The following is a 16,814-nucleotide window of genomic DNA, read 5'->3' on the forward strand; positions in this document are numbered from 1 at the left end:
TCGGCCGCAGCGCTACATCCGGAAGCGTATCGTGCCGCCGATGGTGCGCGGGTCGCTCGGCGAGCCGAGGATCAGGCCGGAATTGCCCGCCTGGATCGTCAAATTCTGGATATAGTCCGCATCCAGCAGGTTGCGCGCCCAGACGATCACCTCGAGGCCATCGGCGAAGCGATAGCCGATGTTGGCGTTGGTCAGATTGTAGCCGCGGATGTAGGTGAAGCGCGACAGGCTGGGGTCGCCGTTATAGCCGCTGCGCGAGGCGGTATCGACGTGGACGAATACCTCGCCGCTGCCGACAGGCCGGGTGTAATCTAGCCCCGCCGTCAGTGCGAAGCGCGGGAGTGAGGCAAGACGTCGGCCCGTCAGGCTGCATTGGGTCGTCGCGGCAGTCTGAACTTCCAGCGGGCAGGGGCCGGCCGGGTAGTTGCTATACTCGCCATCCGAATAGGCGAAATTGGTGCGGGCGCTGAGGCCGGGCAACAGGACGGCAGTGACGTCCGCCTCGATCCCCTTCACCGTCACCTCGGGAATATTGGAGAGATAGCCGCGCAGCTGCACCGTCTGCGTCAGCGAATTCTCGACCACCGTCGCCTGGAAGTCGTGCACCTTGGTGTAGAAGCCGTCGATGTTGACGATCAGACGCCGGTCGAACAGCGTGTTCTTGATCCCGACCTCATAGGTTTCGTTGCGCTCCGGGCGCACCACCGCGGTGGCCAGCACCGGGCGATTATTGTTGTCGAGCGGCAGGCCGGACATGTTGATCCCGCCCGATTTGAAACCGCGCGCATAGCTCGCATAGGCCATGGTGTTTTCGGTCGCCTGCCACGCGATGTTGCTGCGACCGGACAAACTGCCGTCGCTGTCGTGTGCGTCATAGCTTTGCGGCCGCAACACGCCGAGGCGCGCGTTGATCAATGCGGCGTTGGTCGTCGCCGGCCCGCCGGAGACGGTAGTGTTGTAATAGCCGTCCTTGTCCTCTTGCGTATAGCGCAGGCCGAGCGTGGCAGTGACGGTCGGCACGATCCGCCAGTTGACCTCGCCGAACGCGGCATAGCTGCGGCTGCGGAAGTCGGTGCGGCCATCCTGGCCGTAGCCGTCCAGCAGATTGGATGGCACCGCGGTCACTACCTGAGTGGGTGCGGTGCCGGTCGTGACGCTCGTCCCGATCAGATAGCGCGCCGCGGCCGGCCCGTAGATGCTGATCGGCCGCCCGACGAGTTTCTGCCGGAAGCCGTACAAACCGACGACGTAGGAGAGGGGCCCCGTGCCGTTCGACGCCAGCCTCAACTCCTGGCTGTACTGGTCCTGCCGTGAAGGGATGTGCTGTGAGAGCTGGACAGGCAGGCCGGTATAATCGCGGTCGTTCTCCGCATCCCAGTTCCAGAAGCGCCACGCGCTGACCAAGGTCAGCGTCGCGAAACCGAGGTTCCAGTCGGTGATCGCGCTAACCCCGCCTTCGTTGGTGTCGACGCCGAGCGGCCCGTCGATGTCGGTGACGCGATCATAGGCGTTGGTGCTCGCCGGCGTATAGCCGAATTGCGCGGCGAGGCCGGCGGGGCCGCCGAACTGCCGACCGGCAGCACGCAGGCTGGTGCCGGTGCGCAGATAGACCTGTCCGCAGCAATAGGCCTGGAAATTGGTGAAGTCGGCGATGACCCGCATCTGGATCGCGTCGTCGGGCTTGAACAGCAGCTGCCCGCGCACCGCCTGCGTGCCGAGCGTGTTGGTGTCGCGGCCGGTGCGGATGTTGTCGATCACGCCATCGCGTCGCGTCGACACGGCAGACAGGCGATAGGCGATGCTGTCGGTGATCGGGCCGGAGACCCAGCCCTTGGCCTGCGCGAAATTGTAGGAGCCGTAGGACAGTTCGGCGAAGCCCTCCTGCGTGAAGGTCGGCGATCGCGTGGTGACGTTGAGCGCGCCGGCGGTGGTGTTCTTGCCGAACAGCGTCCCCTGCGGGCCGCGCAGTTCCTCGACCTGTTCGAGGTCGGCGAAGTCGAACGCGGCGGTGGCGGGGCGGGCGTGATAGACCTGATCGACGTAGAAGCCGACGCCCGGCTCCAGCCCGTCATTCGCCTGGCTGACCGCGACGACACTCGATCCGAGGCCGCGGATGGTGAAGGCGGTGTTGCGCGGATTGGCCGAGCTGTAGTTGAGGCTGGGGATCAGCGTCGTCAGCCCCTGCGTGTTGACCGTATAGCTCTGGTCGATCAGCGCGCCGCCCACCACCGACAGCGCGGCCGGGACCTTCTGCGCATTCTCTGCCCGGCGCCGTGCGGTGACGATGACGTCCGCGACGCCGTCCGTGTTGTCGGCGGCTTCGGCCTGCGTCGCGTCGGCGGTGGTCGATTGCGCGACGGCGGGTGCCGCGACGACAGGCATGGCAACCGCACCCAGCAAGACCGCGAGACGCTTGGACATCGATGAACACCCCTTTGGCGCGGGGCGTCCGCGCTCGTTATATCCGGGCGTATATCGACTGTGTATTCAGACGTATATAGAGGATCGGCTTAGCGCGCGGCGGGGGGCAGTGGCTCCGGGCGGAGGCTGGCGCGCAGCCGTGCATAGGCGGGGCGATCGGCGATCGTCGCCGCCTCCGCTTCCATCTCGCGATACGCCTGCAGCACGAGGATGCCGGTGTCGGTGATACGCGCGCCCCGCTCCACCCCGCCGCCCCGCAGCGTCTCGACGACCGGCGGATCGAAGCAGCGGTTCATCTCGTCGACGAGCAGCCAGGCGCGCCGGTAGCTCATGCCGAGCGCGCGCCCGGCCGCCGAGATCGAGCCATGCGTCTTGATCGCGTCGAGCAGGTCGGCCTTGCCCGGCCCCAGAGCGAGGGCGTCGCCGCAGGCGATCTGGAGCTTGAGCCAGAGCGGGCCGATCTTCATGTCATTTGCCGATCATCACGTCGCTCGCCTTGACGATGACCGTCACGGTATCGCCCGCGGCGAGGCCGAGGTCAGCAATCGCCTCTTCGGTGATGCTGGCGGTGACGATTGTGCCGCCCCCGATGTCGACCTTGACGGTGCCGTTGACCGCACCGGGCGTGATCGCGACGATCGTGCCGGAAATCTGATTACGCGCGCTCAGCTTCATCGTTCATCCTCCTCATCGTGTCGGATCGTGTCGGACCCGTCTACGTCGATCGCCCGCCGATCGCCACGGTGCATCATCGCGCAGGCGATCCGCCACTGCCGATCGCGGCCAGCACCGGATCGGCGGTCCGATCGCGCTCGGCGCGGTCGAGATAAAGGGTCGGCCGATAGGCTTCGCGCGGCAGGCCGGTGACGGTGAACAGCTGCTCGGTGCCGATATCGACCCTGGCTGCCGATCCGTCGATCGTCTCGTTGCTCAATCCGCCGAGCAGATGGGCGAGATCGGTGCCGACGGTCGTCGCCCCGATCGCGTCGAAGCCGATCATCAATCCCTCGCCCATGCTGCCGGTCCAATGGCCGCCGGCGACATAGACCTTGCCGGCGTAACGGCTGCCATAAGGCGCGACAAATTCGGTGAATTTGCGCGTCGGCCCGAGCACGCGCGTCTCATAGGGAATGACGTGCGTCTGATAGGGCCGGTCGTGATCGAGGAAATGCCCCATGATCCCCCGCGCCACGCTGGTGTTGCCGCCGCTCGGCGTATTGCGCAGATCGATCAGCAGCGTCGTCGTGTCCGCCAGCGTCGCCAACGCCTCGCCGAACTGCTTGATCAGCGCCTGATCGCCCAAGGCGTTGTTGATCCGGATGATGCCCAGCGTGCCGTGCCGTTCGACATCGACGAGCGGACCGGTGTCGATACGAGCCGCCTGGTCCGACGTCGCCGCCAGCGCGATCGTGCGCCGGCGCCGGCCGTCGACGATGTCCAGCGATCGCGGCTGCTTGCGGCGTCCCGCCAGCGCCACGTTGAAGGCGAAAGCGACCTGGACCGGGCTCAACGCGGCGAACGGGCGGCCGGTCACCGCCTCGATCGCGGCGCGCGGCGTGTCTCCGTCGATCCGCAGCACCGTCATCCCCGACCGGACGCCCTTGGCCAGCGCATCGCTGCCTGCCCGCACCTCGCCGATCCGGAACGCCGCGCCATCATAGGTGCCGAACAGGTCCGACGATGTCGGGATGATCGCCCAATCGTCCGCCTCGAAGGGGCCGACGATGAAGTGCGGGTCCGCAAAATTGTGCGATACCAACTGGAGCGTATCGATGAACGCCTTGTCGGACGGCGCAGCCTTGGCCCGGGCCGCAAAGGCGGCGAGGATCGCATCGCCGTCGATGCCCGCCCGATCGAAATAGCCGTACTGGTCGTGCAACAGCGTTTCGAACGAGGACCATGCCTTGCCGGCGTCGAACGCAAGCGGCTGGGACTGCTGCTGCCCGTTCGCGGCATTGCTCGATAACAGCATCCATCCGCAGAGCGGGACGAGCAGGCGCGGTGCAATCATGGCGTGTGGTATCGGACAATCGGCGCGCCACGGGAAGGGCGATGCCGACGATCGGCTGCAGGCGGTATTGCGTCGCAGCAAAGCAGCTTTATGATACGTTGCAACATACCTAACGCCGATGGATCGGTGCCTGGAGACCGCATGCCTCTTACAACCGGCTTCGTCCGTCGTTTCCGTCCGTCCGCTTTGGGGTACGTCCTTGTGATCGGTGCCGCGCCGCTCGCCGCGGAGGCGCAGGACGTCGAGGAGGAGCGCGCCGACATCGTCGTGCTCGGCACGCGCCGCACGGTCGATCGGACGCTGTCGTCCGATCCGGTGACCGAGCGGATGTCGCAGTCGAGCCGCTCGCTCGAACACGACGTCCTGCAAGCGGCGGGCACGTACCGGCTCAGCGATGCGCTGGAGCTGGTCAGCGGCTTCAGCCAGCAGAACAATCGCGGCGGTGTCCTCGACAATTTCGCCATCCGCGGCTTTCTCGGCACGCCCGATGGCGGCGCCGAATTCTACGTCGACGGCTTCGTCGCCAATCGCGGCATGGCGCCGCCCCGCGATCCCGCGACGGTCGAGCGGATCGAGGTGCTGAAAGGGCCCGCGGGTGCCGTCTTCGGCGACGTCGATCCGGGCGGGCGGGTCAACATCGTCAGCAAGGTGCCGCGCTTCTCGTCGCATGCGCATGCTGCCGTCACCTACGGATCGTTCGATACGCGCCGGGCCGAGCTCGATGCGACGGGGCCGATCAGCGACACTCTGGCCGCACGGATCGTCGTCGCGGCGGAGGACAGCGACGGCTGGCGCGATACCGTGTCGCTCCGGCGCCGCATCGTCTCGCCATCGCTGACCTGGCAGCCCAGCGCGGCGGTTCGCCTGACCTATCTCGGCGAGATCATGCGGTTCGACACGCCGTTCGATCGCGGCATCCCCGCCGTCGGGGACGATGCCAATGCGCTGCCGCGCTCCAATTATTACGGCGAGCCGGCGAACGGCGTCACGCGGTTCCGCAATATGCGCCATCAGCTCACCGGCCTCGCGCGGCTCGACACCCACTGGACGCTGAACGGCGGTGTCGTGTGGCGGACGGGATCGCTCAAGGGCTTTTCCGCGGATCAGTCGCGGATCGTCAGCACGCAGCTATGGCGCCAGCGCCGGTCGCGCGACTTTGCCGTCGACGATCTGTCCGCACGCCTGGAACTCGCCGGCGACGTCGGACGGCACCGCGTGAGCCTCGGGCTGAAGGGATATCGCCTGACCTATGGCGAGCGCTGGATGCGTCGCAATCCCACCGGGGCGGCGCCCTATGCGGTCGATCTGTACGATCCTGCGCCGACCTATGGCGCGATCGCCGCGCCGCTTCTGCCCTTCACCAACAACGACGAGCGCCGCTGGGCCGGCACGCTCTACGTGCAGGACATGTGGGACGCGACCGATCGGCTCACCCTCGTCGGTGGGGCCAGGATCGATCCCTATCGTCAGACGATCGTCAACAACACCACGGGCGGTACCGGACGCACCGTCGACGCACCGGTCAAGTTCCGCGCCGGCGCGCGTTATGCGGTGGACGACTATGTCTCCGTCCACGCCAATTGGGGTGACTCCTTCCTCCTCAACTCGGGCACCGGCCGGACCGGGGAGGGGTTCGCCCCCGAACAGGCGCGCGGCTATGAAGTGGGCGTTGCCGGACGCTGGCAAGGACTGGACGTCGGCCTGACCTGGTTCGACATTGCGAAGACGAACATCCTGACCACCGATCCCATCGACGCCGGGTTCAATGCGCCGGTGGGCGAGTTGAACAGTCGGGGTGTCGAGGTCGACGCCTCGTTGCGCCTGGGGCAGCGCTGGCAGGTCGTCGCCAATTACGCCTGGGTCGATGCACGCAACGACGACGCGACCTTCGCGACGCCGCGGGTCCTCGGCGTTCCCGCCCATGCGGGCACCGTGTTCGTCGTGCACCACCTGCCGGTGGCGAACCGCACATGGCAGCTCAGCGGCGGCATCGGCTATGTCGGCGACCGCGCCGGATCGCTCGACGCCGTGCCGCTGGTGCTGCCCGACTACGTCAAGGCGAAGGCCGCGATCGAGGTACCGGTGTCCGACGTGCTGCGCGTCCGGCTCGAAGCGGACAACCTCTTCGACGCCCGCTATGCCGCAAGTTCCTACAGCAGGTTGTGGGTCTTTCCGGGTGCGCCGCGGACGGTGCGCGCATCCTTGCGGATCGGGATCTGACCACGCCGACGCACGGCGTTTCGCCTAGGCGAAATTACCCAGTTTATCGGCCTCGTCATCGGGCAGATCATGCTCCGCCGGACTGTCGTTCGGCATGCCGGTGCCCGGCTCGGTGGACATATCGCCGGGGTCGGGCTCGTTGCCCGGAATGCGGGTCGGGTTCATCGTCTCGTCCTCTGCTGTACGGTGCAAACGCACGAGCGCGCAGAAACGGCACCGACGGTCCGGCGTGCGGAGGAATGACGGGGGCCAGTCGCCCGTTCGGCTAACGTCCTGATGAATAATGCGTCATCATCGCCGGTTCGGCTTGCCGGTGGCGAACGTGCGGTGCAGGGGCTGCGGCCCGGGAGATCATGTTACACTATAACATAGGGGACGCCGATGCGACCTGCCCTGATCGTAAGCCTGCTGCCGTTCCTCGCCCCGTCGATCGCCCGCGCGCAGGATGCGCCGACGCCGGTGCCGCCCGCCACCGCGCCGGCCGCGCAGACCGGCGATGCGGGTGCGGGCACCGACATCGTCGTCACCGGCCAGCGGCTCGATGCGGCGCGCGCGCATATCCAGCCGAGCCTCGGCGCGACCAGCTACGAGATGATTAGCGCGACGATCCAGGCACTGCCGGGCGGCGAGAACCAGCAGTTCAACCAGATCCTGCTGCAATTGCCCGGCGTAGTGCAGGACGGCTTCGGCCAGTTCCACGTCCGCGACGATCATAACGGCCTGCAATATCGCATCAACGGCACCATCCTGCCCGAAGGGCTGGCGGTGTTCGGCCAGACGCTGTCGCCGCGCCTCGTCGACAAGCTCGAATTGCTCACCGGCGCGCTGCCCGCGCAATATGGCCTGCGCAGCGCGGGGATCATCGACATCACCACCAAGAGCGGGCTGTTCCAGAACGGCGGCACCGTGTCGCTGTACGGCGGCAGCCACGACACGATCGAGCCGAGCTTCACCTATGGCGGCTCGACCGGGCGGACCAATTACTTCGTCTCGGGCGACTATCGCCACGACGCGCTCGGCATCGAGAGCGTCGACGGCCGGTCGAACCCGGTGCACGACGATACCGACCAATATCAGGGCTTCGCCTATGTCGATCACATCCTGAACGACAACAACCGCATCTCGTTCGTCGGCGGCTATTCGAACCAATGGTTCCAGATCCCCAATCCGGTCGGCGCGCAGCCCGACGGGACCTGGTCGGTCGGCGGCCGCACCGCCTTTCCGAGCGAGGCGCTCGACGAGCGCCAGCTCGAACGCACCGGCTTCGGGCAGCTCAGCATCCTCCACGACGCCGAACCGCTGACCGTGCAGGCGTCGGTGTTCGGCCGCTATTCGTCGCTGCGCTATCGCCCCGACGTGCTCGGCGAACTGCTGTTCAACGGCCAGGCGCAGGCGGCGCTCAAGCAGGATTTCACGCTCGGCGTGCAGACCGACGCGGTCTATCATATCGGCAGCGCGCACACGCTGCGCGGCGGCTTGCTCGCCAGCCGCGACCGCAGCACCAGCGCGACGCAGACCAACGTCTTCCCGGTCGACGACGACGGCGCGCAGGCGGGCGAGCCGATCGTGATCGCCGATCGCGCCGCCAAGACCGCGGTGACGCTGAGCGGCTATCTGCAGGACGAATGGGCCTTCGCGCGCACGCTGACGCTCAACTATGGCGCGCGCTACGACCATTATGCCGGCTATCGCACCGAGAACCAGCTCAGCCCGCGCGCCAATCTGGTCTGGCAGCCCGATGCCCGCTTCACCGGCCATATCAGCTATGCGCGCTATTTCGTGCCGCCGCCCTTCGAGAATGTCGCGGTAACCAGTGTCGCCTCGCTCGCCGGCACCAGCGCCTATCCCGCGGTCACTACCGACACCACGCCGTTCGCCGAGCGCCAGCATTATTTCGACGCCGGTTTCCAGATGAAGCCCGATGCGCATCTCACCTGGGGCATCGACGCTTATTACCGCATCTCGAAGAACCTGATCGACGAGGGCCAGTTCGGCGCGCCGATCATCCTGACGCCGTTCAACTATGCGCAGGGGCGGATCGGCGGGATCGAGGCGAATGCGAGCTACGCCCGCGGGCCGTGGAGCGTGTACGCCAATTTCGCCGCGGCGAAGGCGAAGGGGCGCGACATCGTCTCGAGCCAGTTCAGCTTCGGCGCCGGCGATCTCGCCTATATCGCCGACCATTACATCTATCTCGATCACGACCAGAGCTACACCGGCTCGGGTGGCCTGTCCTATGCGATGCGCACGGGCGCGCTGGCCGGGACCAAGCTGGGCGGCAGCCTGCTCTACGGCTCGGGCCTGCGCACCGACGGTGCGGTGCCGAACGGCGCCAAATTGTCGCCCTATGCGCAGGTCAACCTGACCGCGAGCCACCATTTCGCCGCGCCCAACGTCGACGTGCGTTTCGACGTAATCAACGTCGCCGACCATAAATATGAAATCCGCGATGGCGGCGGGGTCGGCGTCGGCGCGCCGCAATATGGCCCGCGGCGCGGCGTCTTCTTCGGGGTCAGCAAAGCCTTTGGCTGACGCCCGGCGCTGGCCGCGTCGGGCAGATCCCTGACACCTTTGTCATTTGCCCGACCGTAGCGGCGACAGCATCCTCCTCCCGCCCGCAGCACCGCGGGAGGAGAGTGCCGCATGTCCTTCGCCCGGCTCGCCCTGCTGTCACTGGCCCTCGCGATGCCCGGCACCACCTAGGCGAAATGCGAGGTCGCGCATCTCGCCGAACTCACGGTGACAATAGCCAGTGGAAAGCCGATGGGCAACGCGCAGGTTAACGGTCAACCGGCGTGCTTCGCCGGCGACAATGGCACCTTCTTCAGCAGCATTTCGCCGGGCAATTCCAGGTAACTGGGCCGCCAGTGCGGACACCCCAAGCCACATCAGCACCTGGGTGTTCAGGAGCTGCGAGCCGCGGGTAAAATTACTCGAATTGCGGGGCGTGTCGCGCGCGAGGAATGGTGCTCCTGCGGGATCGCCAGGCGGTTGTTGCGGATGTCTCGCCGCATGCCCTTGGGGTCGTCACGCGCCATGGTATTTCTCCATGCGGCGGTTCGTCTCGAGGACCAGCGTGTCGCGCAGCTCCGGGTGCTCTTCCCGGATGATCGCGTCGAGCGCGACCTGGGTATACTCGGCGACGCGGAGGTGGCGCAGCTCACTGTCAGTCAGAAGCTTCTGACCCGCGAGGTAATTGCCGATTGCCCGTCGAACCACGTCGACCGGCGCTATCGATAGCTTGGCCGCGATCTCCTCGATCTGTTCGTACTGAACAGGATCGAACCGCATAGTGTATCGGCGAGAGCCGTTGTCCAACTCAACCTCCTAGCAGAGAGGCTGGTGGGACTCCGAAAAGCAGCTTGTCGTACTGTAGTCGTCGAGATCGATCAAGCTCCCAGTCAGACGCCGTCAGACAGATTTCGACGCAAAACAGGGCTGTGACATCGTCGGACAGAGCGTCAGACGTTGTCACAGCCTAGAAAGCCCCGAAAAACCGCGGAAATCCGGGGAAAAAGGCAAGCGAAGCTTGCGTTCGGTGTGCTCTACTGAAGTCCCGATTCCTCTGTCCCGCTTTGACCCCCTAAGGTCCTTCGAGGAGGCTGTGGGCGTGTCCCGGTTTTCCGCCGGGATCTGCACCGCCGTGAGGCGGAATGGCAGGCTCTGAGGGGCGCTGCGCGCCGGGTTGCTGACGCGCTGACTAGGTTGGTTCATGGATCGTATCCGGGGTTGCTCGGGGGTGATGCGAGGTGGCTTCCAGAGAGCGACAGTGGCCGGTATAACAGCGCCGTTCAGAAGCCGATGAGCCTGACCGAAAGGCAAGACTATGGCGAAGTCACTAGACGCTGAACTGGCTGCGATCGCGGCCGATGAACGCAAGCTCGTCGAGCGCCGTCAGGCGCATCAGGCGAAGGTGCGGGAGGCGGCTGTCGGGACGGTCGAGAGGGCAGGGCTGCTGAAGCTCCCGCTCGATCGACTTGAGGGGCTGATGAAGGCGGTGAAGACGCTGGGCGTCGACGAGGTGGAGAAGCGGCTCACGGCGACAGCCTGAGCCGGTTCGACACCGATGGTCACGGCGATGGCCGCACGGGGCTGCTACCCTGTGCGGCCATTCTCTTTTCAGTCGGAAAAGCGGCGCAGCCGGCTTGAGATTGGCAGGCAAAAAAAGGGACGCGCCAGCCGTGAGGCTGGGCGTCCCTATGGGTCCCTTCGAGTGCCGAGCGGGGTCGTCAGGCCCATGCGAGATGGTACTCGCCATCGACCGGTTTCAGCGCCGCCATGGTGGTCAGCGCTTCGACGTAGCGGGTCATGTGCGGATCGTCATCGAGCCGTCGCCGGATGCGTGGGTCCATAAGCCGCTGCCGCACCTCCGACATGGGCACGGCACCGCAGCTTTCCTCGTCCAGACCGAGACTGGCGAGGATCGCATAGGCATTGCCGTTGGCGACCTCCAGCTCGGGCGCGGCGTCGGGGTTGAGGCCGAGGCCAAGCTTGATGTCGCCGCCCGGTTCCGACTGCCAGATGCGTGCGCGGCGGCCGAGAAACTGTGCCTCGTCGACGACGGTGATGACGGCCGGGTCCCAGTCGAAACAGCGCGCGATTGACGCCAGCGCGAGCGGGCAGACGCGGACCTCGATCTCGGATGAACCGGAAGCCGGATCGCCGTGGATCGGCACGATCATGGCGACGCCGCTGCGCACGAGATGGCGGTCGAGCAGATCGTGCAACGCGCCGAGCTGGTCAGGGGTGATGACGGCAGGGGAGGGCGACAGGACGTTGTGGCCATCGTCGACGCGAAACGTGATGGTCATCTTGACCTCCTTCGTTGAAACCGCGTCTCCCTTTCGCCCTCCTCTCCGGCGAGGTTGTACCGCCCGGCGACCGGGGTGGTTGGGCTGCTTCCATCCCCGGCGAGGAAGGCTCGTTAAAGAGCGCGTCAGCAGCGCCAGGGCGGGCTCGATGCCCGCACTGGCGCTTCCTCTGCCGACGCGTAGCGAGGGCGGCTCGAAGGGGCCGTACGATGCGAGCGAGCCGGGGAGGGGGCAGGCGGCAACATGCAACAGAAAAGGGCCGCCCGGTTGCCCAAGCAGCCCTTTGGTTCTGGGGCGGTCAGCGGAGCCGTGCGGTCCCAACTTGTACTTGACCGGTTGCACAAGGCTGGCAATGCGCATCTCGACGAACGCTTCCAGCTGCTCGGCGTTAGCTGAGAAAGGTCCCGCAGGATCGTCCGCAGGCCCCTTTCAGTTCTGGTTCTAGGCTTAGAAGTTGATCGTCGTCCCGATCGCGATGTTACGGCCCAGCGAGTCGTAGCGCTGGGGGATGGTGTTGCTGCGCGCCAGGCTGATATTGTACGAATCCGGCACGATCGGCGGGCTCTTGTCGAGCAGGTTGTTGGCGATCAGGCGCAGCGCGAACTGCTTGGCGATCGCGAAGTTGAGCGCCAGGTCGAAATAATTCTGCGGCGCGACGCGATAGTAATTGGTCAGCGCCCGCTCCGGGGTGCCGCCGATCGCCGCATCGCCCGAATTGTTGGCGTTGGTCAGCGAGCCGACATAGCGCCAGTTGAACGAGGCGCTGAACTTCTTGTCCATCGTCGTATAGGTGGTGCGCAGGCCGTGGCTCCACTTGGGGATCAGCTGGCCGCAGCCGTTGCCGTAATAGCCCGCGCAATTGCGCTCGGGCTGCACCGGCGAATCCTGGCCGCCGGCGAAGGTGGTCAACGAGCCGTTGAAGCCGAAGTCGAGCCGGCCGATCGTGTCGAGGTCGAGCGCATATTGCGCCTGGAAGTCCCAGCCCTGCGCGATCGAGGTGTAATAGTTCGTCGTGCCCTGGCGGATATAGCCGGTGGTCGCGTTCGTCCCGTTGGCGAAGAGCGTACCGGTGGTCGGGTTGCGGACAATGCCCTGGCAGAAGAACTGGTCGCCGCCCGAGCGCAGGCAGCCATCGGTGTAATAGCTATAGTCGTTGTAGCCGAGCGAATTGTCGATCTTGATCCGGTAACGGTCGACCGAGAACACCAGCCCCTTGATGAAGCGCGGCTTGACCACCAGGCCGTAGGTCTGGGTGTAGGCGGTCTCCGGATCGGCGGTGAAGCCGCCCGAGCGCACCGAACAGGCGGCCGTGCCGTTCGGCGTGGTGCCGTTGCTGCACAACAGCGTCTGGCTGCCATACAGCGCGTCCGACAGGCCGGTTGCGCGGCACACTTCGCGCGAGGCGATCGGCGCGCCATAGGTCACGCCATTGGCGCCGGTGGTGACGGTCGGTGCGCAGAAGTCGTTGAACGTGCCCGAACCGCCGCCCGCGAATTCGATGTTGCTGGCCTGACGGATCTCGACGACGGTCGGCGCGCGCTGCGCCTTGTTGAACGAGGCGCGGAAGGTCAGGTCGCGAACCGGGGCGTAAACGCCCTCGACCTTCCAGGTGTTGAAGGTGCTCGGATTGCTGCTGTACTTGGAGACGCGATAGCCGCCGTTGAGTTGGACCAGTTCGGCGAACGGCTTGTGCTCGACCAGCGGCGCCTGCACCTCGATATTGGCTTCCCAGACGTCTTGGCTGAGATAGGTGTCGTTGCCACCGAGCGCGCTGCGATAGGCGGCGTCGGCGCGTGACGACAGCGTGTCCTTGCGATACTCGGTGCCGAGCGCGATCGCCAGCCCTTGTTCGGCGAACGGCGAGGTGATGCCGTATTTGCCGAGGTCGCCGGTCATGTTGGCCTGGACGTCGTACAGCGTGCCGGTGGTCACCGAGGTGCCGGTGCCGAACAGATAGTTGATCAGCGCAGGGTCGGTGTTGCCGGCGCTGAAGATGTCGAACGGCACGCAGCCCGCCGCGCCGCTCGCGCAGGTCGGTGCCGCCGCGGTGCCGCCGACGTTGACCGCATTCTGCAGGTTGCCGGGGATGCCAAAGCTCGGGATGTAATCCTGATGGTTGCGCGCGTAGACGCCGCCCACGTCATAGGTCCAGGCATCGCCGACCTTGCCGCGGACACCGCCGGTCAGGCGGACGCCGGTGTTGACATAGGTATCCGGCCGGTCGCTGTTCTCGCCAAGGCGATAGGCGAGCGTGACGGGCACGCTGGTGGTGCCGGCGCCGCAGCCGATCGTGGTCGCCTGCGTGCCCGACAGATACGGGTTGCTGCAATTGACGTTGACGGTGCCGCTCGCGATCGTCGGATAGTTGTTGTACGATTTGTCGCGGAACCAGATCCCCGACGCATAGAGTTCGGCCTCGGGGGCGAGTTCGAGCGTCGCGAAGCCGCCGGCGTTCACCCGCTCGGACGGCCGCTGATAGGCATAGCCGCTGAAATAGTTCGACGCGTTGCCGGGGCCTGCGGCGAACGGCACGAAATTGCGCGAACCATCGGGATTGTTGACGAACTGGCCGCCCTTGTTGGCGCCCGCCTGCGGCGTGATCAGGCCGCTGGTCGAGCTGCTCGGGGTCAGGCCGCACGACAGCGGACCGTTGAGCTGCAACTGGGTAATGTAGCAGCCCGCGTTCGACCGCGAGGTGAGGGGGACCTCGTCGGTCTTGCGATAATTGACGAAGCCGCTGAGGTGGAGCTTGCCGTCGAGCAGCTTGGTGCCGGCGGTAAGCGTCACGTCGGCGCGGCCGCCGTCGTTGGTCAGGCCACGCGGGCTGCCGAAACCGGCGGCACGGGCGAGCGGCGAGACGATCGTGTCTTTGTTGTTGTGATTGTAGAAATTGTAATTGGCGTCGAGCTGGACGCCCTCGAAGTCCTTGCGCAGGACGAAGTTGACAACGCCGGCGACCGCGTCCGAACCATAGACCGACGAGGCACCGCCGGTGAGCACGTCGACGCGCTCGAGCAGCGACGGCGGGATGATGCCGACGTCTTGGCCGTTCTGCGTGCCGAGGCGCTTGCCGTCGATCAGCACCAGCGTCCGCTCGAAGCCGAGCGTGCGCAGCTTGATGCGCTGGCGACCGTCGGAATCGTTGTAGGTCTGCTGGCTGTCGGGCGCGACCTGCGGCAGGCGGTTGAGCACGTCCTCGACGTTGACCGGCGCCTGCGCGCGGATGTCCTGCTGCGTGACCGAGGTGATCGGCGCGGCCGAGGTGACGTTGGGGCGGTTGATGCGCGTGCCGGTGACGACGATCTCGCCCGAGCTGGGCGCGTCACCCGACTGGCCGGCGATCGCCGCGGCGCGGGTGTCGGAGGCGACCTCGGCATCGGCGCCGGGCTGCGGATCGGCCTGCGCCGCCTGCGTGACGGCATCAGGCGAGGCCGGATTCGGGGTCGCCGCAGGCGCCTGTTGCGCCATCGCCGGGAGGGTCCAAAGCCCCATCGCACCGATCAATGCGATACGCGAAACCGAGTGAATCAACACGCCTCTCCCTCTCTTTTCGCCGCCTGATAACGCTACCGTAAACTGTCCGGCGGTCGGAACCAAATCAGGTCCTCACCAGACCGGGATAATACCAATTCCCTCCTAAAGTAAATACATCTTGATTTTGAAGGCACTTATCCCCTGCAACTGTGACATGCGTGCCATGAGGGGCGCTGACGGGCAGGCGGTGGACCGCTCCCATCGGCCACCGCCGCGACCGGATGCCAGCGCGCTGCCCGGCATCGTCGACCACCGCCCGCACCGCTGCTGCCGGTAAGCAAGCCTCAACGGGTCATCGATTATGATGCGAAGGCATGACGGCAGCGCTCCCCTATCACTTTTAGCTGCTTCCCGGGCTGGGCGACGACGCGGGCCATCACGTCCGCACGTTGGTAGCGACGCTGGAGCGGTTCGGCAGCGTCCACCAGCTGCGCAGCGTGCCGGATCTCCGCATGGCGCCGCGGACTGCCGGGACCTTCGCCGCCTTGCTCGATCTGCTCGAACCCGCTCTGTCGGCGACGCCGACGGCGCAGCGCGTCGTGTTGGTCGGCTATTCGATCGGCGGGACGCTCGCCTTCGCGCTCGCCGACCGGCTGGCGCGCCGCGGCCGCGCACCGCACCTGGTCATCATGATCGACAGCAGCGCGGTCTATCCACCCGCCGCACTGAGCCTCGAGCAGGATGTCAGGACCGAGCTGGCGCGGGGCCTGCGCTATATCGTCATCAACCTGCCGACGATGCTGGCGATCCGCGGCGGCCTGTTGCGCGTCGCCCGGGCGTACGTGCGGCTGGGGAATAAGATCAGCCCCAAGCATATCAACGGATCACGGATGCGCCTCCTCGTGCATTATTGGGTGGATGCGATCACGGGAACGACCCTGCCCGATTATGGCGGGCGCGTGCTGCTGTACAAGGCGGCCAAGCACCGGCCGCGGATCACCGCGGCCGATCTCGGCTGGAGCCGGTTCGCCGCGACCTTCGAAATGAGGCGGATGCCGGGCGATCACTGGACGATCCTCAAACAGCCCGAATTGTACGACGATCTTGCCGACCTGCTGCACGACCGACCCGCGAGCGGCGTTTAGTCGACCGGCTGGAGCGCCGCGGTCAGCAGCCGTTCGATCTTGCCGAGGCCGTCGTGCCCCAATTGGACGCTCGCCGTTCCATCGGACGACTGCACCAGCCGGCGTTGCGCCAGCACCCGCAGCCAGCGCTGCACCGAGTCGACCGGCAGGCCGGTCGATCCGGCGACGTCCGCGACCGACGCCAGCCGCCCCTCGGCCTCGGCGAGATAGAGGTCGAGCAGGATGAGCCCGGGGAAATCGCCGAACAGCTCGCGGCCGAATTCCTCCATCTTGAGGCTGTAGAGGTGCTTGAGGCGCAGCGCCGCCTTCCACATGCGCAGTGGCGTGTCGCGCGGGGCCTCATCCTCGCGCCACGACAGCGTCGAGACCAGATGCCCCGCCGCATCGAAGCGCGAGACGAGCAGGTCGACCTCGACGGTGGTGCCGTCGGGGCGCCAATAGCGCTTGCGCAGCCGGGTCGGCGCCGCCTTGTCGACGAGGCTGCCGAGCATGTCGGCGCTCTTGTCGAGATCCTCGGCGACGGTGATCGACCGATAGGAGGCGCCGATCAATTCGGCATGCGGCCGTTGCAGCAGGCGGCAGAAATTGCTGTCCGCGACGAGTATCGTTCCCGCCGTGCTCGAGACACAATGCGCAACAGGCATTCCGAATCCTATAGTGCCGGCCCCCGTGCCGCGGCGGGTGCCAGAGTATCGTGGTAAAGCAGCATCTTAGTCCATAACCGATTATTCT

14 protein-coding genes are annotated in these 16,814 nt (G+C 66.2%); 4 read left to right on the forward strand and 10 right to left on the reverse strand.

What is annotated here, in order from left to right; genetic code table 11:
* Positions 1-12 precede the first annotated feature (12 nt).
* The 4 genes from AC07U4_RS21285 to AC07U4_RS21300 all read right to left on the reverse strand — a co-directional run bounded on the left by AC07U4_RS21285 (position 13) and on the right by AC07U4_RS21300 (position 4,432).
* On the reverse strand, positions 13-2,421 hold the full coding sequence (locus AC07U4_RS21285; RefSeq protein WP_495196968.1) for a TonB-dependent receptor: 2,409 nt from the start codon (positions 2,419-2,421) through the stop codon (positions 13-15).
* Between the two features lie 89 nt (positions 2,422-2,510).
* Positions 2,511-2,888 (reverse strand): winged helix-turn-helix domain-containing protein, encoded by a 378-nt coding sequence (locus AC07U4_RS21290; RefSeq protein WP_041394111.1) that lies wholly within the window; start codon positions 2,886-2,888, stop codon positions 2,511-2,513.
* A gap of 1 nt (position 2,889) precedes the next feature.
* The gene (locus tag AC07U4_RS21295; RefSeq protein ID WP_137897767.1) at positions 2,890-3,096 is read right to left on the reverse strand and encodes a TOBE domain-containing protein; all 207 of its coding nucleotides are present in this window, start codon (positions 3,094-3,096) and stop codon (positions 2,890-2,892) included.
* 73 nt (positions 3,097-3,169) lie between these two features.
* Positions 3,170-4,432, reverse strand: coding sequence for a S41 family peptidase (locus tag AC07U4_RS21300; RefSeq protein ID WP_495196969.1), 1,263 nt, complete (start codon positions 4,430-4,432; stop codon positions 3,170-3,172).
* A 141-nt stretch (positions 4,433-4,573) separates the two neighbouring features.
* Between AC07U4_RS21300 and AC07U4_RS21305 the strand changes: the two genes are divergently transcribed.
* Positions 4,574-6,652, forward strand: coding sequence for a TonB-dependent siderophore receptor (locus AC07U4_RS21305; RefSeq protein ID WP_495196970.1), 2,079 nt, complete (start codon positions 4,574-4,576; stop codon positions 6,650-6,652).
* Between the two features lie 24 nt (positions 6,653-6,676).
* Here AC07U4_RS21305 and AC07U4_RS21310 read toward each other — a convergent pair whose 3' ends face one another.
* Positions 6,677-6,817 (reverse strand): hypothetical protein, encoded by a 141-nt coding sequence (locus tag AC07U4_RS21310; RefSeq protein WP_495181350.1) that lies wholly within the window; start codon positions 6,815-6,817, stop codon positions 6,677-6,679.
* 216 nt (positions 6,818-7,033) lie between these two features.
* Between AC07U4_RS21310 and AC07U4_RS21315 the strand changes: the two genes are divergently transcribed.
* Positions 7,034-9,184, forward strand: coding sequence for a TonB-dependent receptor (locus AC07U4_RS21315; protein ID WP_495196971.1), 2,151 nt, complete (start codon positions 7,034-7,036; stop codon positions 9,182-9,184).
* Between the two features lie 138 nt (positions 9,185-9,322).
* Here AC07U4_RS21315 and AC07U4_RS21320 read toward each other — a convergent pair whose 3' ends face one another.
* Positions 9,323-9,547 (reverse strand): hypothetical protein, encoded by a 225-nt coding sequence (locus AC07U4_RS21320; RefSeq protein WP_495196972.1) that lies wholly within the window; start codon positions 9,545-9,547, stop codon positions 9,323-9,325.
* A gap of 132 nt (positions 9,548-9,679) precedes the next feature.
* Positions 9,680-9,943 (reverse strand): hypothetical protein, encoded by a 264-nt coding sequence (locus AC07U4_RS21325; RefSeq protein WP_495196973.1) that lies wholly within the window; start codon positions 9,941-9,943, stop codon positions 9,680-9,682.
* A gap of 535 nt (positions 9,944-10,478) precedes the next feature.
* Between AC07U4_RS21325 and AC07U4_RS21330 the strand changes: the two genes are divergently transcribed.
* Positions 10,479-10,703, forward strand: coding sequence for a hypothetical protein (locus AC07U4_RS21330; protein WP_495196974.1), 225 nt, complete (start codon positions 10,479-10,481; stop codon positions 10,701-10,703).
* A gap of 178 nt (positions 10,704-10,881) precedes the next feature.
* On the opposite strand, the gene AC07U4_RS21335 is transcribed toward AC07U4_RS21330, so the two are convergent.
* A complete protein-coding gene (locus tag AC07U4_RS21335; protein ID WP_495196975.1) occupies positions 10,882-11,463 on the reverse strand; it encodes a hypothetical protein in 582 nt (193 codons plus the stop codon).
* 447 nt (positions 11,464-11,910) lie between these two features.
* A complete protein-coding gene (locus AC07U4_RS21340) occupies positions 11,911-14,955 on the reverse strand; it encodes a TonB-dependent receptor domain-containing protein (protein ID WP_495196976.1) in 3,045 nt (1,014 codons plus the stop codon).
* A gap of 431 nt (positions 14,956-15,386) precedes the next feature.
* Between AC07U4_RS21340 and AC07U4_RS21345 the strand changes: the two genes are divergently transcribed.
* Positions 15,387-16,082 (forward strand): thioesterase domain-containing protein, encoded by a 696-nt coding sequence (locus AC07U4_RS21345; protein WP_495196977.1) that lies wholly within the window; start codon positions 15,387-15,389, stop codon positions 16,080-16,082.
* Here AC07U4_RS21345 and AC07U4_RS21350 read toward each other — a convergent pair.
* On the reverse strand, positions 16,079-16,726 hold the full coding sequence (locus AC07U4_RS21350; RefSeq protein WP_041394123.1) for a PAS domain-containing protein: 648 nt from the start codon (positions 16,724-16,726) through the stop codon (positions 16,079-16,081). The genes AC07U4_RS21345 and AC07U4_RS21350 overlap by 4 nt on opposite strands.
* Between the last annotated feature and the right edge of the window lie 88 nt (positions 16,727-16,814).

The organism is Sphingomonas sp. GW821-FHT02B09 (genome assembly GCF_059421875.1).